Below are 20,609 nucleotides of genomic sequence, written 5' to 3'. Positions count from 1 at the left end.
TCGTCGAGTCGACTTCGGCTAGGGCGCGCGCAGAGCCGCGGTCCTATCGGTAGCCCCGTTTGAGCAGGTACTTGGCTCCTGCCTCGAAGCCCGCGGGGCTCAGCACTTCGAAACCGAAGGCATCGGCGAGGCGGTCGGTCGTATCGAACGCGGCGCAGACCGCCAGCGCGTCCGCGACTTGCCGGCGTGTGACACCGGCGGACAGCACATCTCGCATGTCCTCGACGTTCACCGTTCCTTCCCGGGTCAGCTTGCCGAGCATGCGCAGCGTGGCCCGCAGTCCGTCCTCGATGGGGGCCGATTCCACGTCGGCCAGCACCGCTCGAACCTTCGCGCCGTCCTGGTACGCCTGCCCCGCGGTCGCGGTGTGCGCGCCGATGCAGAACGCGCTGTCGTTGACCTTCGACACGAAGGCCGCCATCAGCTCTCGGTCGGCTACCGACCAGGCGGAGGGCCCCCGCATCGCTTCGTGGGTGAACGCCTTCGCCAGGGCGCCGTAGAAGTCGGGCCGGTAGAAGACCAGCTTGGCGGCGTCCGGCACCGGCTGCCCGGAGAACGCCCGGATCAGCGTGAACAACAACTTGATCCCGGGACGGTAACCGCGGTTGAGGATGTCGAGTCGCATCACCCGGCCTCCCCGCTGCCGGTTGCTTCGGCCAAGGCTGCGAGTCCGGCGGCGTACCGCCGGGCGGACTGGCCGACCGCGGCGGAGACGACCAACTCGAAGAGCTGATCCTCACTGAAGCCGGCTGCCTTGGCCGCGGCGAAGTCGGCATCGGTGACCTGCGCAGGCTTCGTAGCGACCTTGCCGATCAGCGCCTGCAAAGGCGGTGGAACATCGGCATTGCGGAAGGCGCGGGAGCGTTGGTCCCGAGATGCCCTGCCCTCCCCGTTCAGGACGCGGTCCACCAGAGCGCGGTGCGCTGCTTGCTTCTTGTCCTCGTATGACACAGCGGCTTCCACCTCTCCACGAGTTCAGCTACTGCCTCCACGCGCACCACGATAGGCCCACCGGGCAGCGGTCAGAACTCACACCTTCTCCGGGCTGATGTGAATCGGCAGAGCCCCTGTGCGCCAGACGATCCGCAGGGCCAATTCCGAGAATCGCCATCCCACGTTCGTCCGCCCTGTCGATCATGCTCCCCACCTGACCCATACTCGCTCGGCAGTTGGCAGATTCGCGATGACGGCGACGAGGACGACTATGACAACACCGGCCACCACGATGTCGCCGGCGATTGTTCGTGCTGGCAAATGGTTCGGCTTCCCCACCAGTGGGCGCCGAAGCGCGGCGAGGGTGACGATGGGGACGCAGGCCAAACATCCGTAGAGCATGACCGTGTGGAGGTCGGCGGCCAGCCGAGGCATGGATAGGGGTGGCACACAGCTTGCGGGGTTCGTTCCCCACAGGTCGATGCAGCGGGCCGTTGCCCACGTCGCTAGTTGACCGACCGTCCCGATGATCGCGGCGATCGACGCGGCGAGAACGGCGCTGCGCATCCGGAAAGCACGCGATCGGACGAGTACGGCGAGGGCTGCGACGACCTGAAGTGCGACTGCCGCAGTGAGATAGGCGTGCCAGAACGTGTCGAGGAAAGCGTCTCCGGCGGGCGTGCCGATGCGGCGATCGGATGCGGGGACCGCGTCCTGAGCCCAGAAGGCAAGGCAGATTCCGAACCCCACCACCGAAAGTCCCGCGATGGTTCCCGCCGCAACATGCCCCCGTTGTGATGCTCGTGGACCAAGGGGAACCAGGAACACCAGCACGATACCGAGAAGCGTCAACGGGTTGATCTCGACCAGATTCAAGACCGGAAACGCAGGTGGGCAACGTAACGCCTGCCCGAATTGAGCAGTCGAGATCCCATCCCACCAGCACCCGAGTCCAGCGGTCTGTTCCTCGCGCCGCCAATCAGCTGAGACATACCATGCCGCGAACCACGGGCTCGCGATGACCGCACCGGCGACGAGCAAGCCCAGTGTTCGTCGTCGAGACGACGAAGCGGGCTCGATCGCCGAGCGGAACCACAGCGCGAGCAGTATCAATCCGATGGTGAGGGGGATAGCAGAAAGGATCAGCGGAGTGAAATCACCGTTCCACCATCGAGAAGACGCCCATACGTGCGGGGTGCTGCGCAGGTGGTAAGTCAGCAGCGGCACGGCAAGACCTGCGACTAGACCTGTCACCAGGACGATTGGCTGCAGCGCGCACGCCCGCGGTGACACTCGACAGTCGACCGTCGGACCCCGGCTTTGCCAGAGCGAGATCAACAGCACCGTCGTCGACAACGCACCGATGCCCGTGCCGGTGAGGGCCACGCCTTGGAAGGTGTTGATTCGTCCGAGAACATCGAGGAACAGCTGCTGGACCAGCTGGTCGAGATTTGCCGCCAAAAGCCCGAGGGCCAGTCCGGCCGCCCACAGTTGTACCAACGATGGACGCCACACCAGGTGGGGATGCTTGCGCGCGGCGATCCTGGCAGCGGGCATCGGATGTGTCCCCAGCAGCTGCACGAAACCTGTCCAGCGACCGAGTCGACCACGGGAACGTTTCGGGTAGAGGCGACGCAGGACTACTTCATCTGCACCGTCGTGCTGAGCAGCGGTCGCGTCGGCGTGCAGCTCACGGGCGCGCAACACCGAGTTGCGGGTCAGAAAGACCAGAGCGGTCAGCACCAGCGTTTCGGTGACCAGCAACGGCCGATCCACGAGGTGGGCAGTGAGCTCCGATGCGGCGGCCGACCGGTCGAAACTATCGGTGGCGGAGAAGGCGGCGAGCACGAACAATGGCATCGCGACAACCGCGACGAATGCCCACCACAGAGCAATGGTTACTTGGGTGAGATCGACATCGCGGTTGCGCAGGTGGGCGAGCTCGTGCAGGACCGTCGCATCGAATGTGTCGGGGTTGTCGTGCAAGTCGCGGACGAGCGCCGCGTCCAGACGGATTCGCCGCCGCCGCGGAAGTCCGAAGACGCTGCCTCCGGCCGAGGCGCTGCCCCGTCCGGCGACGTACCACTGGGGCGCGCGCCTCAACCCCATCTGGTCGACCAGTTCCTGCAGGTGCGTCAGCACGTGAGCGTTGTAGGCACTCGGTTCGTATCGCACCCACCCGTTCCACAATGTGGTCCGCACCGGATGTAGTAGATAGAGCACCGCCGTGCTCGAGATCAGTACTAAGAATCCTGATCCGATCCACTTCAGTTTCGCGTAAAAGGCGGGAGCCTGACATTCGATCAGCAACGACCGCCCGGTCTCGTAGGTGTCGGGCAGGGCGATTCTCGGATCCGCGAAGCAGCGACCGAAGACCGAGAAGAAATAGTTGTGACTGACTGGTGCAAGGAAGAAGAGTTGATAGAAGATGAACAGGCCACTTGCGCCGACCAGCAGGATCAGGAGCGCGAATCGCAGCGAGGTGCCCGCCGGCGGCCGGAGGACGTTCATCACTGCTCATGCCGGTTCTCATCCGCGCCGACGCCGCGCAGATTGGCGATCAGCAAGTCGGCGATCCGTTCCGACATCTCCGGGTCGGCATGTGCTTCCTGTGCGGAGGTCACCGCGAGTTGACGAAGCGTGGACTCCTGGGCGGGTGTCAACGCGCGAAATGCTCGGCTGATCTCTTCGCGCGAATGCACGCGGCGGCGTTGGAAAACTCCAAAAACCTTGCGCACCAGCGCATTACTGGTCCGTCGGGCGAGTGGGTCGATAAACGCGTTCAGCAGGGTAGTGGCTGCGAACAACACCGCGGGTGTCAGCATTGTCGCGGTTTCAGCCAGCCCGAACCCGAGGGGGCCGGCTTTGCTCCTGCCATGCAGGGTAGCCTTCGGAGATTTGAAGTACGCTCGGCTCACAGCATCGAACACCGGTAGCTCGGCCGGAACCACTTCACCGACTACGTCACGGGCGAGATCGGAAACAACCGGATCGAACACGAGCCAACCTCCGAATCGAGTGAGCCGGGATGTCAATGCTCCGAAATCGCCTGTCGCGCAGGCAGTGTTACTCGAAGGACGAGAGCGTGCGGCGGGCCCTGGCCAGAGGGTTGCGGGCCCGACGCACGGCCCCTCTCTCAATTCAGTTGTCCTGACTTCGGGTTCGAGCTCGTCAGCGCGACCAGTCGTGGCCCCAGTAGCTGTCCGCGGTGATTTCCTCCGCGGTGTAGGTGGATTCGTCCACCAGCAGCCCCTCGGTGCCGAATTCCAGATCCCAGCCGCCCGGGGTGCGGACGTAGAAGGAGATCATCTTGTCGTTGGTGTGCCTGCCCAGCGTGGAGGACAGGTGGTAGCCGGCCTTGCCGACCCGGTCCAGTGCGCGGCCCACGTCGTCGAGCGCGTCGACCTCGACCATGATGTGCACCAGCCCGGAGCCTTCCTTGCCGCCGGAGGGGATCAGCGCAAGACTGTGGTGCCGCTGGTTGACGCCGAGGAACCGCACCCGCATCGGGCCGTATTCCGGCGGGGTCGGCAGCCGGAACGCGCCGCGCGGCAGGAAGCCGAGTACCTCGGTGTAGAAGCGGAACGCGACGTCCAGGTCCGGCACCGGCAGCACGACGTGGCCGAGGCCGAGTCCCTCGGTGACGAAACGGTTTCCGTGCTGGGTGACGACCGGGCTGTGGTCGAGCACCGGGCCGTGGAAGACCTCGACGGGCGTCCCCGCGGGGTCGGCGAAGGCGATCGCCTCCTCGACCCGGCGCGCGTCGGCCTCCTCGACGGAGAGCGTGGCAACCTCGATTCCCGCCGCGCGCACCGCGTCTCGCGCGGCGGCCAGCGCACGGTGGTCGCGGACCTCCCAGCCCACCGCGAGCACCTTGTCGGTATCGCCGGGCACCAGCACCAAGCGGGCGCCGCGCTCGTCCATGCGCAGGTAGATCGCATCCGGGTCGGGACCGCTGCCCTCCGCGAAACCCATCACGTCGAAGGCGAAGGTGCGCCAGGCATGCGGATCGCTGACCGCGACCTTCACATAACCGAGCGAGCTGATGACAGCCATGGGGTGGTTCTCCTCAGTCATAGGTGATCCGGACCGTGTCGGTGACCGGAATCGCCTGGCAGGCAAGCACATAGCCGTCGGCCAGGTCGTCTTTCTCCAATACGTCGTTGCGCAGCAGCTTCACCTCGCCGTCGCTCAGGCGGCACACGCACGCGCTGCACGCGCCCTCGCGACACGAGTACGGCGCCTCGATGCCGCGGGCCAGCAGCACGTCGAGCAGCACCGTCTCGCGCGGCCAGCCCAGTTCGTGAGTTTCGCCGTCGATATCGACGGTGACGGCCGCCGCGTCCTCGTGCCCGGCGTCGGCCGCGGGTACGGGCGCGAACGGGTCGCCGGTGAGAGACAGGAACCGCTCCGAGTGCACCCGGTCGACGCCGAGCCCGGCGGCGGCCGACTCGACCGCATCCATGAAAGGCTCCGGCCCGCAGACGAACACGGCGCGATCGGCCCACGGCGCCAACAGCGACTCCAGCTGCCGCGCGGAGGGCAGGCCCTGCACGGTCTCCAGCCAGTGCACCACCGTGAGACGGTCCGGGTGGGCCGCCGCGAGCTGAGCCAATTCGGCCGCGAAGATCACCGAGCCCTCGTCCCGGTTGGCGTAGACCAGGGTGCAGCGCCCGCGTCCCTGCGCCAGCGCCGATTTCGCGATGGACAACACCGGCGTGATCCCGCTGCCTGCCGCGAGCAGCAGTAGATCGTCGTCGAGCGAGGCCGGGGTGAACACCCCCGCCGGGGGTAGGCTTTCGAACTCCATACCCTCGGTGGCGTTGTCGCACAACCAGTTCGAGGCATAGCCGGATGCCGTCCGCTTCACGGTCACCTTCAGCGGACCGTCTTCGTGCGGTGCGCTCGACAGCGAGTACGAGCGCGCCACCGACCCGGTACGGTCGCTGGGGATTCGCAGGGTGAGGAACTGGCCGGGCCGATACGCGGGGCGTTCACCCTCGGCGACCAGTTCCAGCGACACCGCGTCGGGGGTCTCGGCGATCACGCGCGCGACGCGCAATCGGATGCTCACGACTGCACCTCGCCGGCGCTCGGTTCCGCCGTGAGCAGAGCTGCTGCGTACTTGGTTCGCTCGCTCACAACAGATCCTGCTCTCGGGTACTGAGACCCAGCGCGCCCGCGATGACCGCGTTGTCGATGCTGCGGCGTAGCGCGGCACACCCCGGCATGGGCCCGCCGCCGTTGCCGCGCAGCTCCGCGCAGCGTCCCGCCGCGGCGGCGGTCCACTGCACGCTCGTGTGCGCGGGGCTGAATTTGACGACGGCGACCCGGTTTCCGCAGGCCTGACAGATGACGGCGTCCATGCTGCTGCGCTCAGGCCTCGCTGCTCGCGCGCTGCGCGGCGAGATTCTCGGCGACCTCGGCCTCCCACGCGCTGATCGCGCGGGTGGTGTCGACCTCGAATTCGAAACGGTCGGTCATCTTCTCGTCCACCTCGGCGACGTCCCGGTAGAACTGCTCGTACCAGCGACGCAGCTGGTACACCGGCCCGTCCTCTTCGCACAGCAGCGGGTTGTCGATGCGGGTCTTGCGCTTCCAGATCGCCACGTCCTGCTCGAAGCCGCGGCCGAGCCCGCCCGCGAACCGCACCGCCATCGCGTCGGCCTCCTCGGGCGCGAGACCAGGCAGCTTCTTGACGATCGCGCCGTACTGGAGCACGAACTTGGTCGGGGTCACCGGGTAGTGGCAGTTGATCAGCACCGCTTCCACCGTCTGGCCGTTGGACTCGTTGACCAGGTTGTCGATCATGTAGGAGGGGCCGAAGTAGTGCGCCTCGGAGTGCAGCACGTTCTTGCCGCCCGCTTCCTTGGCCAGCTCGCCCTGCATGTCCTCGCGACCGATGGAGGTCATGTACTGGCTGGCGACGTGGCCCTCGAAGACGTTCTTGAAATAGGTCGGGAACGCGAAATGCACGTAGAAGAAGTGCGCCATGTCGACCACGTTGTCGATGACCTCGCGGCAGTTCGCGCCGTCGATGACGATCTGGTTCCAGGTCCAGTCGCTCCACTCGTCGCTGAACGCGCCCTCGATGCGGGGGATCGTGACGTCCTCCGGCGGCGGGTTGCCCTCGGGGTCGTGCCAGACGAACAACTGCCGGTTCTGTTCGAGAGTGGTCCACGCCTTGGTGCGGGCCAGCGGCGGCACTCGGCGCGCATACGGGATCGCCGCACAGCGGCCGTTGCCCTTCCAGCGCCAGTCGTGGAAGGGGCAGGCGATGGTGTCGCCCTTGATGGTGCCGTCGCCGAGGTTGCCGCCCATGTGCCTGCAGTAGGCGTCGAGGACGTTGAGCGTGCCGTCCGTGCCCGCGAAGACCACCAGTTCGGTGCCGAACGCGGTGATGGTGTGCGGCTTGCCGTCGCGGAAGCTGTCGGCGAGGCCGAGGCAGTGCCAGCCGCGCGCGTAGCGGGCGGGCGGGGCGCCGGTGTCGATCACGCGCACCTGATCGTCGGTGTTCGCCGTGCTCATGATGTCGGGTCCTCCAGAGGTATTTCGCTCAGGCCTATGTCGTTCCGGGCTATTTCGATGCTGTGACGGCGCTCGCTGCGCCGGTAGGCGTGGTCCCACTGATCGGGAGCCGCTCAGACCACCGCCAGCCGCTCGTAGCCGGACCGGTAGAACAGCAGCGGCGCGGCCTCGCGCTGCTCGCTCAGCTCGGTGACGTGCGCGACGACGATGGTGTGGTCGCCGCCGTCGACCTCTCGCTCGAGGGTGCAGTCGATCCAGGCGATGGAGCCCTCGAGCAGCGGCGAGCCGTTGGGGGAGCGGCGCCAGCGCAGGTCGGCGAACTTGTCCTGGCCGCTGCGGCCCAGCTGCCTGCACACGTCTTCCTGATCGTCGGCCAGGATGTTGACGCAGAATCGGCCCACCTCGCGGATGCGCGGCCAGGTGGTGGACGTGCGGGCCGGGAAGAGTGCGACAGCGGGCGGGCTCAGCGACAGCGCGGAGAACGACTGGCAGGCGAAGCCGAGCGGCTGATCGCCTTCGAGCGCCGTGATCGCGGTGATGCCGGTGCAGAATCGGCCCAGGACGGCCTTGAAGTCGAGATCGACGGCCATGGTGCTCCTAGTTTCGACTAGAAATATTCCGTTTCGTCATGACCGTAGGCGGCGGGGTGTCGGAGGTGTCAAGCACGGGTTCCGGCTACCGAGAAAGATCCGTACCGATCTCCGTAGTTTCCGGGATTCAGGCTCGACGCGGGCGCGGCACTGTGATGGGAGACACAAACACATGTGCCGAAATTGCACATGCCTAATCGAAATACTTCTAAGCTTTGAGTCGCTACACAATGGAGGTGAGCCATGACGGTCGAGATGCTGACCCATCCCGAGTCCGGCGAGTGGACGGGTACGGGTCGTGCGACCGCCAAGCCGGCCCAGCCGCCGGTGTCGATGATCGAACGAATGACGCTGATCCTAGATGCGTTCGACGGCGCGACACCGACTTTGACCCTGCTAGGTCTCGCCGAACGCACCGGGCTGCCCCGCTCCACGGTGCACCGCATCCTGGATCAGATGATCCGGCTGCGCTGGCTCGCGCACGCTCCCGGCGGCTACCGCCTCGGCATGCGCACCCTGGAGCTGGGCGGACTCGCCGCCGACCACAACGAGATTCGCGATGTGGTGAGCCCGCTGCTGCACGATCTGTGTCAGCGCACCGGGATGGTCGGACACCTCGGCGTGCTCGACGGGCGCGAGGTGCTCTATCTCGACAAGGCGGGTGGACGCCTGGCCGCGACCATCCCGACCCGGCTCGGCGGCCGCATGCCCGCGCACAGCACGGCATTGGGCAAGGCGCTGCTCGCGACGCTGGAACCCAGCATCGTCGAAGCGTCGTTCCGTGACCGGCTGCCCCAGCTGACCGCCCGGACCGTTTGCGACAGAGGCGAACTGCACCGGGAGCTGAACCGGATCCGGCACCGCCAGGGCGTCGCCGTCGACAACGAGGAATCGGTCAGCGGCATCGCGTGCGTGGCCGTGCCGGTGCGCGGGCGCGGCGCCGCGGTGGCCGCGCTGTCGCTGTCCGGGCAGGTCAGCGGTGAGCGGCCCGCGCTGGACACCGCCCGGCTGGCGCGCGTTCTCGTCGAGGTCGCCCACGAGGCGGGCCGGGCGCTGTTCCCGCGGCACGCGCGCTGGCGCTGAGATGTTCGGCGCCGGGCAATTCGATCCCGGCGGCGCTGTGACCGTTGGGTCCGGCGACCCTAGTACTGCGACGGCAACCGGAACTACCGGTTGCCGCAACGTCTAGCCTTCCTCCGGCGGCGGTGGATAGTGGTCGAAGAAGGTGGCTGAAACAGGCGACAAATCCAAGTCCCTGCGCGCCGAGCCGATGAATTTGCCGAAGGCATCGTGAACCGGAGTTCGTGCCACCCGCCAGTCATCGATGGAGGCCACACGCTTCTCTGCCACCGCCAACTCGAGGGCAGCAAAGGCTTTGCCAACGGAGGTCGTCGCTTCGACCACCGCGGGCGATCCGTGAAGCCAGACTCCTGCAACCGCACTCGGCCACTCGGACCAGATCTCTCGTCGATCGATCCAGATCACCCCACGTGCGGACCGTGCCGCGATCCGGCCCGATCCGTTAAGGACCAGCAGAATTCGATCCGCTCCCGGCCGCGGCCGACACGATCCTCGCCTGCGACGCCAGACCTGCGGCCGTATCGGGTCTACGCACTCAACCCTCCAACTCGGCGCGTTCGGACTCGGTCGACACGATCTCCGCGACCCGGGACCCAGGCTCGGCGCCAGCACCCACCACAACCGATGCCGAATCAACGACTCGACAAACGAGGCCAGCTCCACCGCTGCCTCCAGTCCGGTCAGTGCTACTACGAACAGATCGCGTGAGTCAGCCAAAGCCGGGGTAGCAGTTGCTCTATGGTTGGACAGCCCTTCTGCGATGTAACCTCGGAATTTGGTCGATCGTCGGCATCGTAGGTTCGTGCTACGGTCATGTCCTTCACGGAAGTGTTTCACTACTGGTCAGGAGGGGGACAGTGTCCGAAGAATTCAAGGTAGAGCCGGACGACCTGGACGAGTTCGCACTACAATGAAAGACCTATCTGCCCAAGCGGGCAGGGCGAAAGAATATGTCAGCAGCTATCGGAATATTAACGCTGAGCAAGGTCGAATTCACGTGAGTGCAAACGGATTGGTCGACGAAATATTCGGTGAGCGTCGGCAACGGGGCTGGCTGGAATGATGGCTCGATACCCGGATGTGGATGTGGTTCCTGTCGCAGTCCCCGTGGTCACCGCAACTCGGCCTCTGTCGAAGGGGTGGCGAGATTCGGGCATTCGATTCGAGGTGGAGCTTTGCGAGCCCCTGCCGGATGTATGCAGCAGGCATGGCCTCCCCGCGATCGGTCGCCGGTCCGAAGTGGTTCTTTTTCACGAGGGCACCCGCGGGCGGGAACAGCTCACGCCGAACTCGACGTTTCGCACCTTGGCTTACAAGATGTTCAGCTTGGGGCCCAACCGTCTCGAGATCAACACCTGTCTCCGTGGTGAATGGCCGGTGTGCCACCGTTGCCTCCGGTCGTCTCGCAGGTGTCGGAGGATTGCTCGAAGTATTGTCATTGTCGGGTTGCTTTGTGTCGCAGGATTGGTAATAGCCAGAATTCTGGGCCTGACGAGCGCTGTTATGGTTTCCTTGGCGGTCGTGGTATTTCCGGGCTGGATTCCTGCAGGTCTTTTGGTCGCTTCCATGCTCCATCGTCGGGCAAATACCTTCATTTGGTTTCGTCCGATAGTGGCTGAGGATACTGTTGTTGTCGAGGCGCACCCGGGATTTGCCGCCGCGATGGCCGGCTCGACCAATGGTGGTATCGCCTAGAACTCCACAGCGGCAGTTCGAGATGTTGTGCCCGCCTTCGCTGGTAGTGGGCCTGTTCGGCGCGGTGTTGACGTCTTCGTTGCTCAGATCGACCAGCGCCGCCTGAGATTCGGCCCGGATCGGGCGGCCCGCACAGGCTGGGACCGGTCGGCCCTCCTGCCGCCGACCAGCCGAGTTCAGGTCGTATCTTTCAAGCGGGTAGGGCGTCGCCGATGGTGGTCTCGAAGAGGCCGCGGAGGGTGTTGGCCGTGAATTCGTCCAGCGGATAGAACAATTCGATCGCCAGCTCCGAGAGGGTGACGTCGGAGGGTGCGCCGAAGGTGACCATTGTGGTGAAGATTCGTAGCTCACCCCTTTGGGTGCGAATGCGCAGGGGAACCGCGAACGGACTCGGTGGCATTGCGGCCGTTTCCGATTCGGTCTCCGGTGGCACCGGGTACTGGGAGACCTCCTCGTACAGGTTGCGCAGGATCGGGTCGTCTGTGGCTTGGACCTGACGAAACAGGTTTTCCAGGAGGAAGTCTCGGACTTCGCGGTGATTGACCAGGTGCGTGGAAGCGGACGCACTGGCCGGGTGCAGGGCGAGGCGGTACATATTCCGTGGCTCGGCCAGCAGATGTTCGGGGATCTCGTCCTCGAGCAGACTCATCGCGCGGTTGGTGGCGACCACATTCCAGTAGCGGTCCACCGCCACCGCGGGATACGGCTCGTGCGCGGCCAGTATGGTGTCCAAGGCTGCTCGCGCGGCTGCCAGTTCCACATCGTCGAGACTGCTCTCCCGGTACTCCGGCGCGAACCCACCCGCCAACAGCACCGTATTACGTTCTCGCAGAGGCACTGCCATGACTTCGCAGAGTTTCAACACCATGGCCCGGCTGGGTTGGGACTTGCCGGTCTCGACGCAGGAGAGATGCCGCGCGGAGCTGTCGGCGGCCAGTGCCAGATCGAGCTGACTCAATCGCCGCCGCTGCCGCCACTCGCGGAGGAGTGCGCCCACCGGGGAGTGCTGTGCCGATCGCGTCATTCGCGCAGGATATCCAAGCGCCGATCAAGTCCTCCATGACCTCCGAGGTCATTGAGACCATGATCGACCACTGGCAGCGTTGCCGTCATGACGACAACGACAGTTCCGGTCCTCGACACCGGTCACGATTTACTTCGCGCAGTCCTTCGCGTGGATGGTTGGAGCACAGGCGCATTCGGCGCGATCCTGCTGGCGGTCGCGCCGGGCCTGCGCGAACCCCTGGGCCTGCCGACCACCTGGTCGATCCCATTCGGTGTCGCCATGCTGGGCGGCGCGGCCGCCTTGCTGCTCCTCGCGGGATATCCGGAGATCCCGGCGCCCCTGGCGGTCACGGTAGTGACGGTCAACGCCCTGTCTGCGGTCGGAATGGTGCTGCTCACCTTCACCGATCTGCTGCCACTGACCGGCTGGGGCATTGTCTTCCTGCACATCGGAGCCTCGTTCGTCGCGATCTTCGCCACCCTCGAATATGTCGGCCTGCGCCGCGCCGATAGGTGAAACATGACCAACGACATGGCAGCCCCGGAGACCGCGCTGCGCGAACTCCTGCGGGCGCAGATGGCCGCATGGGCGGCCGGTAGCGGGAAAGCATTCGCCGCGACCTTCACCGACGACGCCGACTTCGTTTCGGTGATCGGCGAATTCATCCGGGGCCGTGAAGAACTTACGATCGAGATGCAGAAGGGCTTCGACGGCTTCATGAAGGGCACCCACATGTCCGAACCGCACACCCTGATCATCCGATTCCCCACGCCCGATACGGCGGTCATGATCACCCAGGGCCTGCGCCCGAGCCCACCCGGCGTGCAACCTGGTCGCGATGAGCAGTCCATCCAGACTCGAGTGGCGGTGCGCGCCAACGGAACCTGGTTGTTCACCACTTTTCAGAACACGTGGGTCTCCCAATTCCCAGCCTGACCTCGCCAGAACTCGGCGAAATACACGCGACTGGACCGAGGCCATGTCTCCCAATAGCCTCAGCCATTCAACGAGTTCCGCCGGACCAAGAGGATGTGTCGATGTCGTCTCCGATGCCGGGGGTCGTGGCCTGGGCAGTGATCGGCTACGTCTCGGTTCTCCTGGCGGTTCGGTTCTGGCTCGTCGGCGGCGCTGTTGTCGATCGGCTCGTGAACCACATGGGCCTGTGGAGCATCGCGGCCCTGCTGATGTACCGGTGCGCGTCGTCGCCGACCCTCGATGACCCGGCGAATCAGCTTGCCCTGGGCTGCGTTCTGATGACCACCACATACCTGTACGTCATCGGTCGGCTGGTCAGCGCCGATGCCGAGCCGGATACCGTAAGGCGCCACCAGCGCACCGCCACTCTGCTCGCCTCGGCCGCGACGGCCTCGGTAGTCCTGACCGCGGCATCGGCCCGATACTCGGGACGATCGGTCGACCTGCGCCTCATACGGGATGCACTGGGCATCGGTTGCGCCTTCGCCATACCATTCACCTACAACACGGTCGTGTTCACTCGCAGATGCCTGGGCACACTTCGCGATGCCGAGACGCCGCCCGCGGCGCGGATCGTAGGCATCGGCCTGATCGGCAGCAATGCCGTTCTCTGGGGTGCGCTGGCACTCTCACTTTCCCAGCCGGCCACTGGATGGCTCGAGGGACCACAACTGTCGCTGGTTCAGGCTGCGTTCGCCCTGTGGGTCGCGATCGATTCGACACTGCTCGCGATACCGCTGGTCGGGGAGCTGGTGCAGCGCGCGGGTATGGATCGCGCCACCAGAACCTGCCGTCGACTGTTGCCGCTGTGGCGTGATCTCACCGCGGCGGTCCCGGAGATCGTCATGCCCGTCGATGTACGGCACGGCTCGGATCCAGCCACCCGTCTGCTGCGGATGACCGTGGAGATCCGCGACGCAATGCTCCACCTAGGCGCTTACCTCCCGGCCGAAACCGGCGCAACGCAACGCAATACCGTGCGAGAGCCGAAATCGGACCGGGGGCTTGCCGACTACGCCCACCGGCTGATGCGGGCGGCGCAGGCCAGGAAGACGGGCCTACCGCCCACCCGTGCCGGAGCAGCACCGCCATTGCCCGTGGTCGCGCATGATTTCGACGCCGAGCTCGCGCACCTGATCGCTCTGGCCCGCATCTGGCCGCGGGCCAAGGCCGCGGTGGAATGAGCCGATCGCGCGGTGGATCGGACGCTGCCAGCCCGGACTGCAAATGCAGTCCGCCCCAGGTGACGAGATCATGTCGCCGTCCAGCGCCGGGCCGGGGCTCATGCTGTTCCGCAGGGTGCCGATCAATCCCCTGCTCGTGCAGGATTCGGGTCACATATCGCGAAACAGCGGGAGCCCCCACGCGGAGTTTCGTTCCTTCGGTTCCACCTGGGTCAAGCCGAGCAACATGCCAAGCCCCTGGAAGGCACGCTCGCCGACCACCCGGCGGAGCGCTTCTGGATCGCCGGTGAAGCTTCCCGTGCGGAAGTTCGAGAACGTGCCTCCGACTTCATACTCCTCCTTTCGGCACTCCCAGCAGTGATTCCCGATGAGGCCAACCTTGGCTTTCGTCGTCCCGTACACCCCGGAGATCCCCGCTTCGTAGAAGCCGTAGACGACGCCCCGCATCGTTGCGTTCCCCTGAATCTCGAGATTGCCCTCGAGGTACAGATGCCTGCACTCGACCGAGCCGGTCACGATGAGGCTGGCGGTCTCATCGGTGGCGACCGAGCCCGTCGCCGACAGGTTCCCCAATACGATGAGCGCGCCGTCGTAGATGCCGAGATCACCGTCGATCCTCAAGTCACCACGGTGCACCTTGGTGTCGTCATCGAGGCAAGAGCGAATGTCCTCGTCGAGGATCTTCTCCAGATCCGCCTCCGTCGCCTGCTCCACACGCCCGGTCTCGCTCAACGATTCGATCGACTCTTCCGCCACCGCCACTCCTCTCACGCAAATGCGTTGAAGACACTATCGCCTCCACCCCTGAGGCCAGCAGTTCCTCGCCCCGGCCGCCGGATGACTTGCCCGGCAACAGATTCCAACCCGCAAGCTCACCGGCGCGCCAGCGTTTACCAGCGCGTGCACCTGCGGCTGCGCCACCTCCCAACGCGCCCGCAACCGCGGCCGCCCGCGCGAGCCGGCCCGCCACCCGCGCACACACAGCGTGTTGTGCATCGACGCTGTGATTCGTCACACGCGGCATCGGCGACGAACTCGCCGCCTGTCAGCGCGCCGACGTCGTCCTCATCGACCGCACCATCCCCGACTCGGGCGTGCCGTTGGGCGACAAACAAGCTCTGCGATACCAACCTCGAATTCCGTGCTTGCGTAGACACCACGGCGAAAAGTTCCGCGGCGCCTCGACATCCGCACGACAACCTGACCTTCGACGGTCACGAACAGGCGATGGTTGAAGCAATGGCGCTCATCGTCAGGGGGCGGACGAGTGCCGACGACGAGCATTGATCAGTGAGCCAACCGCTGAGCCGGGCACGAAAGGCCGTGTGGAAGAGGTAGCTGAGATGACCAGATCCGGATCAGTGCGGGATGGAATCGATGAGCGCGCGAGCACCCTGGCGGAGCAGGTCGGCGCCGACGAAGAAGCCGAGCGCCTTCGGGTCCTCCGGCACCCCCCAGTGTTTGGCGTCCAGCCATCGGCTGCCGTCGCTGTCGAAGACCTTGCCGTGCAAGGTGAGTCGTCCCGCGGCGTCGGTGGTGGCGTACCCGGCGATGGGAGAGTTGCAGTGGCCCTGGAGGGCGTGCAGCATGGCGCGTTCGGCATCGGCATGCCGGTGCGTCTCCGGGTGGTCCAGTTCGCCGCCGACGTCCAGCAGCCACGCGTCGTCGGCGCGGCACTCCAGCGCGATAACGCCCGCGCCGACCGGTGGGCACATGGTGTCCAGGTCGAGGGTCTCGGTGATCCGGTGTTCCTGGCCGACCCGATGCAGCCCGGCCACCGCCGCGATGAGCACGTCGACGTGCCCCTCCTCGAGCCGCGCCAGCCGGGTGTTCACGTTGCCCCGCAACGGTTTCACGGTCAAATGCGGGAAATGCAGCTTCAGCTGCGCCGTCCGGCGCACCGAACTGGTGCCGACCACGGTGCCCTCCGGCAGCTCCGCCAGCGGCGCGCCGCTCGCGGTGATCACCGCGTCGTGCACGTCCTCGCGGGCCAGGAATCCGGCGAAGGCCAAGCCTTCCGGCACCGGGATGTCGCCGGGGATGTCCTTGAGGCAGTGCACCGCGAGGTCGGCCTGGTCGGTCTGGAGCGCGAGGTCGATCTCCTTGACGAACGCCCCCTTGCCGCCGAGTTTCGACAGATCCCCCATCCAGCGGTCGCCCGCGGTGGTCACCTTCACCAGCTCGCTGTCCACCCCCAGCCCGGCGAGTAGCGCCGCCACGTGCTCGGCCTGCGCGAGCGCCATGGGGCTGGATCGGGTAGCGATGCGAATGATGCGCGTCCGCGACATGGGCAGCACACTACTCCCGGGGTTGTCGCCCCGTCACCGAGGGCAAGGAGAGAAGAGTATGGGCTGGAATGCCGCCGGATTGCTGGTGGAGGGGGAGATCGGCTCCGACGTGCTGGCAGCGCTGCCGGGCGCGCCGTTGGCATCGGGCGAAACAGGTTCGGGCGACGAGGTTTTCAGCAGCAGCTTTGCGGCCGATTACGCGGTCGCGACGGTCGGCGGCTGGACCGTGCTCGCCGATCCGTGGATCAGCGCGCTCTACGACGAGACGCTGACGCCGCGCCTGGCCGAAGGACGACGGGTGCTGACGTTCATCCTGAACGGAGCGACCGACACCTACGGCATCGGCTGGTACGTCGACGGCGCGGTTGTGCGCGACGTGCTCGTCGTCGAAGGGGAAACGGTTGCCGAGGAAGGGGTTCCGCTGCCCGAAGAGGACGGGATCGGGTTCGGCGCCGAGGACGACGTCTTCGCTCTGACCGCGCGGCTCACCGCGGTGGATTTCGGAACCATCGCCGAGGCGGAGTATCGCTACCTGAGCAATAGCGCGCCGGAGTGACACAGGGCGGGGCCGGTCGGTGACCGGCCCCGCCACGAGCGTCGGCATCAGTAGGCGGTGCCGCCGGTCGCCGGTGTGCGGCCGTGTCGCATGATCAGCGCGATGAGCAGGGCGAGCGCCGCGGCGCCCGCCGCGACCCAGAAGCCCAGTTCGTAGCCGCGGTCGCCGAAGATGTCGGGGATCGGGCTGGGCGGCGCGGGCTGACCGGCGACGGTGACCAGCGCCCGCATCGGGCTGGCGTTCAGGAACGCGGTGACGATCGCCAGGCCGATCGCCACGCCCATGGACTGCATGACCCCGAGCATGCCCAGGCTGATGCCCTGTTGTTCCTGCGGGACGGCCTCGACCATGAGGATCGGCATGGCCGCGTAGTAGAACCCGAAGCCGATGCCGAACGCGGCGCTCACCCAGAGGAAGGTCACCCAGGTGTGCGGGAGCACGGCGTAGCAGACCCCCGCGCCGACGAACAGCGCGAGCGCGGTGATCAGCGGCAGCCGGGCGCCGATCCGGCGGGCCAGCGCGCCGGCCAGCGCGCCGCACAGCATCGCGAGCACGGCTTGCAGCAGCGCGATGCGCACCGCGAATTCCAAAAGGGTGTAACCGTTTCCGTAGGTGTAGCCCGGATCGAGGGTCACCTGCACCGCCTCGGGCGGGAGCGGCTGCCCGGTCTGCTGCTGGATCTGCGCCAGCGTGGCCTGCTGTACGCCCGCGGTGACGGTGGCCTGGTCGGGCGTCTGCGTCATGTAGCCGAGCGCGTAGGACTGCACGCCGATCAGGAACGACGCGAACAGCGCGCCCGCGAGCACCAGCGCCACCCTCGGGTGGAACAGCAGGCGCATGTCCATGATCGGCCTGCTGACCCGGTTCTCGATCACCACGAACAGCATCAGCAGCACGAGACCCGCGGCCAGCCAGCCCAGCGTCGTCGGCCTGCTCCAGCCCCAGTCCTGGCCCTTGTCCAGGTAGATCAGGGTGAGCCCGGCGCCAGCGGACAGCAGCACCGCGCCGAGGACGTCGATGCGTTCGGGCACGCGCAGCTTCGACTCCGGCACCACGAAGTAGACCAGCGGCAGCATCAGCAGCGTGAACCCGGCGAGGCACCAGAAGATCGCGCGCCAGCTGTAGTTGTCGACCAGGAAACCGCCGAGCAGCGGACCCGCGATGGCGGAGAGGCCGAGACCCGTCGCGGTGATGCCGAGGCCGATCGGAACGTACTTGCGCGGCATCAGATCCCGGATCAAGCCGTAGGCGATTACGGCGGTCGCGATGGCGGTCGCCTGGAGGCCGCGCCCGATCAGGAACAGCGCCCAGCTCGAGGTGATCGCGTCGAGCGCGCAACCGAGCATGAACAGCACGCCGCAGACGAGGAACATCCGCTTCTTGCCCCAGACGTCGCTCATCTTGCCGATCAGCGGCGAGGCGGCCGCGCCGACGAGGCCGAAAACGATGATGGCCCAGTTGATGTTCGCCCCGACGCCGGGAAAGGTCGGCGCGATCTTCTGCAGCGCGGCGGCCACGATCGTGTACTGCATCGGGGCGACCTCGGTGAACAGCACGATGACCGCCAGCACGGCGAAGATCCTGCCGCGCGACGCGCCGTCGAGTCGTCCGGTGTCGTCGGCGGATTCGGATACGACGCCCGGACTTTCGGTGGTCCCGGGGTCGCGGGGAATGGTGGACATGGATCGCCCTCCGATGCTCTGGTGATACGTGTTGTGAAACCTGTCACACCGGACCCGGATCGATGCCGCGTGAATCCCACTCAACGGGATTTCTCACCTGTCATATGCCTAGGCGATATAGTCCTAGCGTGACCGATGCCAAGTCTGTTCCCGTGGACGCCGGGGTGCCCGACCTGCCGACGACGAGCTGGGCGGTGCTCGGAATGCTCTCGCACGCCGAGGAATTGTCCGGCTACGATCTCAAGAAATGGGCCGACTGGAGCCTCCAGTTCTTCTACTGGAGCCCGTCGTTCAGTCAGATCTACGCCGAACTCAAGCGGCTCGAGAAGCACGGCTACGCCACCTCGCGCACCGTGCTGCAGGACGACGGCGTGCGCGGCAAGCGGATGTACTCCATCACCGAGGCAGGGCGCGCGGCGGCTGCGCAGTGGGTCAATCACGCCCCGGTGGAGGCGCCCGTCCTCAAGCACAGCGTGATGCTGCGGGCCTGGCTCGGCCACCTCGCCGAACCGGACCGGCTGCGCGAGATCCTCACCGAGCACATCGGCTACGCCGAGCGGATGCGCAAGCTCGCCGAGGTGGACGCCGAGGGCGCCGAGGAGAACCCGGACTGGGCCTACCCCGGCGCGGTGCTGCGCTGGTGCGTGCGCCACTACGAGGCCGAGCGGGACTTCGCGCGGGAGCTGCTGGCCGATGTCGACAAGCTCGCCGAGGGCGGGCGCCCCAAGCGTGCCGCCAAGGGCAAGGGGCGCCGCGCGTCCTGATCGCGGCCCGCTGAGCGGGACTGCCGCTTCCTATATCGATTAGGGATATTTCTACTAGTCATATAGGAGGAGGTGGTCATGCGTACCGAATTCGCAGGACAGCGGACATTGGATCCGGTCGAGACGGCGATCGCGGCGATCGCCGCGGGCGGGATGGCGGTCGTCGTGGACGACGAGGACCGCGAGAACGAGGGTGATCTGATCCTCGCCGCCGAACTGGCGACCACGGAGTCCATCGCGTTCCTGGTCCGCCACGCCAGCGGCGTGCTGTGCGCCCCGATGGCGGGACCCGACCTGGATCGCCTGCTGCTGCCGCCCATGACCGCGGTCAACGAGGATCCGAAAGGCACCGCGTACACCGTGTCGGTCGACGCGGCGCACGGCGTCGCCACCGGCATCTCGGCCGCCGACCGCGCCCACACGCTGCGCACGCTCGCCGACCCGCGCACCGAGGCGCATGAACTCACCCGCCCCGGTCACGTCTTCCCGTTGCGCGCCCACCCGAGCGGCGTGCTCGGCAGGCCGGGGCACACCGAGGCGGCGGTGGACCTCGCCCGCCTCGCCGGACTGCGCCCGGCCGGGGTGATCGCGGAGGTCGTACGCGACGACGGCGCCATGGCCAGGCTGCCGGAACTGCGGGAGTTCGCGCGCGCTCACGGACTGCCGATCATCTCGATCGCCGATCTGATCGAGTACCGCCGCCGGATCGAGCGGACGGTGACCCGGGTGGTGCAGACCAGGATGCCGACCAAGTACGGCGAGTTCCGCCTCGTCGGCTACCGCGACGAGCTCACCGGAACCGAGGCGCTCGCCATGGTTTTCGGCGACCCCGGCCGGGACGCCGTGCTGGCGCGGTTGCATTCGGAATGCCTCACCGGCGACGCGCTCGGCTCGCTGCGCTGCGACTGCGGCGACCAGCTCGACGCCGCACTGCACGCGGTCGCCGCCGAGGGCAGCGGCGTGGTGGTGTATCTGCGCGGCCAGGAGGGGCGCGGCATCGGACTGCTGAACAAGCTGCGCGCCTACGAGCTCCAGGACCTCGGCGCCGACACGGTCGAGGCCAACGTGGCGCTCGGGCTGCCGGTGGACGCGCGCCGCTACACCGCGGGCGCGCAGGTGCTCGCCGATCTCGGCGTTCGCTCGGTGCGCCTGTTGAGCAACAACCCGGCCAAACAGGCCGGGCTAGAGGAACACGGCATCGCGGTGGTGCGCAGGGTGCCGTTGCAATCGACCCCGACCGAGCACAACATCCGATATCTGCGCGCCAAGCGCGATCGGATGGACCACCAGCTGTCCGAGATGGACGCGGAGCTGGAGCGGGCCAGCTC

22 protein-coding genes are annotated in these 20,609 nt (G+C 66.6%); 8 read left to right on the top strand and 14 right to left on the bottom strand.

Annotation, left to right across the window (positions count from 1 at the left end):
* Positions 1-43 precede the first annotated feature (43 nt).
* The 9 genes from AC3ERS_RS35745 to AC3ERS_RS35705 form a co-directional block, all read right to left on the bottom strand.
* The gene (locus AC3ERS_RS35745; RefSeq protein WP_431972582.1) at positions 44-625 is read right to left on the bottom strand and encodes a carboxymuconolactone decarboxylase family protein; all 582 of its coding nucleotides are present in this window, start codon (positions 623-625) and stop codon (positions 44-46) included.
* The gene (locus AC3ERS_RS35740) at positions 625-951 is read right to left on the bottom strand and encodes a hypothetical protein (protein WP_431972581.1); all 327 of its coding nucleotides are present in this window, start codon (positions 949-951) and stop codon (positions 625-627) included. The genes AC3ERS_RS35745 and AC3ERS_RS35740 overlap by 1 nt, the downstream gene beginning before the upstream one ends.
* A 183-nt stretch (positions 952-1,134) precedes the next feature.
* On the bottom strand, positions 1,135-3,444 hold the full coding sequence (locus AC3ERS_RS35735) for a M48 family metalloprotease (protein ID WP_431972580.1): 2,310 nt from the start codon (positions 3,442-3,444) through the stop codon (positions 1,135-1,137).
* Positions 3,444-3,932, bottom strand: a complete 489-nt coding sequence (locus tag AC3ERS_RS35730; protein ID WP_431972579.1) for a hypothetical protein — start codon at positions 3,930-3,932, stop codon at positions 3,444-3,446. Before AC3ERS_RS35730 ends, AC3ERS_RS35735 begins: the two co-directional genes overlap by 1 nt.
* Before the next feature lie 172 nt (positions 3,933-4,104).
* Complete coding sequence (locus tag AC3ERS_RS35725) at positions 4,105-4,989, bottom strand: VOC family protein (protein WP_431972578.1); 885 nt, start codon at positions 4,987-4,989, stop codon at positions 4,105-4,107.
* Positions 4,990-5,002: 13 nt separating this feature from the next.
* Positions 5,003-6,007, bottom strand: coding sequence for a 2Fe-2S iron-sulfur cluster-binding protein (locus AC3ERS_RS35720; RefSeq protein ID WP_431972577.1), 1,005 nt, complete (start codon positions 6,005-6,007; stop codon positions 5,003-5,005).
* Positions 6,008-6,071: 64 nt separating this feature from the next.
* On the bottom strand, positions 6,072-6,299 hold the full coding sequence (locus tag AC3ERS_RS35715) for a hypothetical protein (protein WP_431972576.1): 228 nt from the start codon (positions 6,297-6,299) through the stop codon (positions 6,072-6,074).
* Positions 6,300-6,309: 10 nt separating this feature from the next.
* Entirely contained in the window at positions 6,310-7,461 is a 1,152-nt protein-coding gene (locus AC3ERS_RS35710) for a 3-ketosteroid-9-alpha-monooxygenase, oxygenase component (protein WP_431972575.1), read from the bottom strand.
* A 113-nt stretch (positions 7,462-7,574) separates the two neighbouring features.
* A complete protein-coding gene (locus AC3ERS_RS35705) occupies positions 7,575-8,051 on the bottom strand; it encodes a flavin reductase family protein (RefSeq protein ID WP_431972574.1) in 477 nt (158 codons plus the stop codon).
* A gap of 243 nt (positions 8,052-8,294) precedes the next feature.
* On the opposite strand from AC3ERS_RS35705, the gene AC3ERS_RS35700 reads away from it, so the two are divergent.
* Positions 8,295-9,134, top strand: a complete 840-nt coding sequence (locus AC3ERS_RS35700; RefSeq protein ID WP_431972573.1) for an IclR family transcriptional regulator — start codon at positions 8,295-8,297, stop codon at positions 9,132-9,134.
* A gap of 102 nt (positions 9,135-9,236) precedes the next feature.
* On the opposite strand, the gene AC3ERS_RS35695 is transcribed toward AC3ERS_RS35700, so the two are convergent.
* The gene (locus AC3ERS_RS35695; protein ID WP_431972572.1) at positions 9,237-9,455 is read right to left on the bottom strand and encodes a hypothetical protein; all 219 of its coding nucleotides are present in this window, start codon (positions 9,453-9,455) and stop codon (positions 9,237-9,239) included.
* Positions 9,456-10,634: 1,179 nt separating this feature from the next.
* Between AC3ERS_RS35695 and AC3ERS_RS35690 the strand changes: the two genes are divergently transcribed.
* The gene (locus tag AC3ERS_RS35690) at positions 10,635-10,826 is read left to right on the top strand and encodes a hypothetical protein (protein ID WP_431972571.1); all 192 of its coding nucleotides are present in this window, start codon (positions 10,635-10,637) and stop codon (positions 10,824-10,826) included.
* Positions 10,827-11,016: 190 nt separating this feature from the next.
* Here AC3ERS_RS35690 and AC3ERS_RS35685 read toward each other — a convergent pair whose 3' ends face one another.
* A complete protein-coding gene (locus AC3ERS_RS35685; protein WP_431972570.1) occupies positions 11,017-11,850 on the bottom strand; it encodes a helix-turn-helix domain-containing protein in 834 nt (277 codons plus the stop codon).
* A gap of 87 nt (positions 11,851-11,937) precedes the next feature.
* On the opposite strand from AC3ERS_RS35685, the gene AC3ERS_RS35680 reads away from it, so the two are divergent.
* The 3 genes from AC3ERS_RS35680 (at position 11,938) to AC3ERS_RS35670 (ending at position 13,991) form a co-directional block, all read left to right on the top strand.
* Complete coding sequence (locus tag AC3ERS_RS35680; RefSeq protein ID WP_431972569.1) at positions 11,938-12,348, top strand: hypothetical protein; 411 nt, start codon at positions 11,938-11,940, stop codon at positions 12,346-12,348.
* Between the two features lie 3 nt (positions 12,349-12,351).
* The gene (locus tag AC3ERS_RS35675) at positions 12,352-12,768 is read left to right on the top strand and encodes an SgcJ/EcaC family oxidoreductase (protein ID WP_431972568.1); all 417 of its coding nucleotides are present in this window, start codon (positions 12,352-12,354) and stop codon (positions 12,766-12,768) included.
* Between the two features lie 101 nt (positions 12,769-12,869).
* Positions 12,870-13,991 (top strand): MAB_1171c family putative transporter, encoded by a 1,122-nt coding sequence (locus AC3ERS_RS35670; RefSeq protein WP_431972567.1) that lies wholly within the window; start codon positions 12,870-12,872, stop codon positions 13,989-13,991.
* A gap of 150 nt (positions 13,992-14,141) precedes the next feature.
* Here AC3ERS_RS35670 and AC3ERS_RS35665 read toward each other — a convergent pair whose 3' ends face one another.
* On the bottom strand, positions 14,142-14,747 hold the full coding sequence (locus AC3ERS_RS35665; protein ID WP_431972566.1) for a bactofilin family protein: 606 nt from the start codon (positions 14,745-14,747) through the stop codon (positions 14,142-14,144).
* A 602-nt stretch (positions 14,748-15,349) separates the two neighbouring features.
* A complete protein-coding gene (hemC, locus tag AC3ERS_RS35660; RefSeq protein ID WP_431972565.1) occupies positions 15,350-16,279 on the bottom strand; it encodes a hydroxymethylbilane synthase in 930 nt (309 codons plus the stop codon).
* Between the two features lie 58 nt (positions 16,280-16,337).
* On the opposite strand from hemC, the gene AC3ERS_RS35655 reads away from it, so the two are divergent.
* The gene (locus AC3ERS_RS35655) at positions 16,338-16,835 is read left to right on the top strand and encodes a hypothetical protein (protein WP_431972564.1); all 498 of its coding nucleotides are present in this window, start codon (positions 16,338-16,340) and stop codon (positions 16,833-16,835) included.
* Positions 16,836-16,882: 47 nt separating this feature from the next.
* Here the strand turns inward: AC3ERS_RS35655 and AC3ERS_RS35650 are convergent, their stop codons facing one another.
* Positions 16,883-18,517 carry an MFS transporter gene (locus tag AC3ERS_RS35650; RefSeq protein ID WP_431972563.1) on the bottom strand — a complete coding sequence of 545 codons (1,635 nt, stop codon included), beginning with the start codon at positions 18,515-18,517 and terminating at the stop codon, positions 16,883-16,885.
* Positions 18,518-18,645: 128 nt separating this feature from the next.
* Between AC3ERS_RS35650 and AC3ERS_RS35645 the strand changes: the two genes are divergently transcribed.
* Positions 18,646-19,281: a PadR family transcriptional regulator gene (locus AC3ERS_RS35645; protein ID WP_431972562.1), complete on the top strand. Its 636-nt coding sequence runs from the start codon at positions 18,646-18,648 to the stop codon at positions 19,279-19,281.
* Positions 19,282-19,359: 78 nt separating this feature from the next.
* The coding region (locus AC3ERS_RS35640; protein WP_431972561.1) for a bifunctional 3,4-dihydroxy-2-butanone-4-phosphate synthase/GTP cyclohydrolase II at positions 19,360-20,609 on the top strand (1,250 nt) is incomplete at its 3' end.

Source organism: Nocardia sp. bgisy134, from assembly GCF_057708325.1.
Note: the sequence above shows the minus strand (reverse complement) of the source record. Positions and strands in the feature narration are given on the sequence as shown.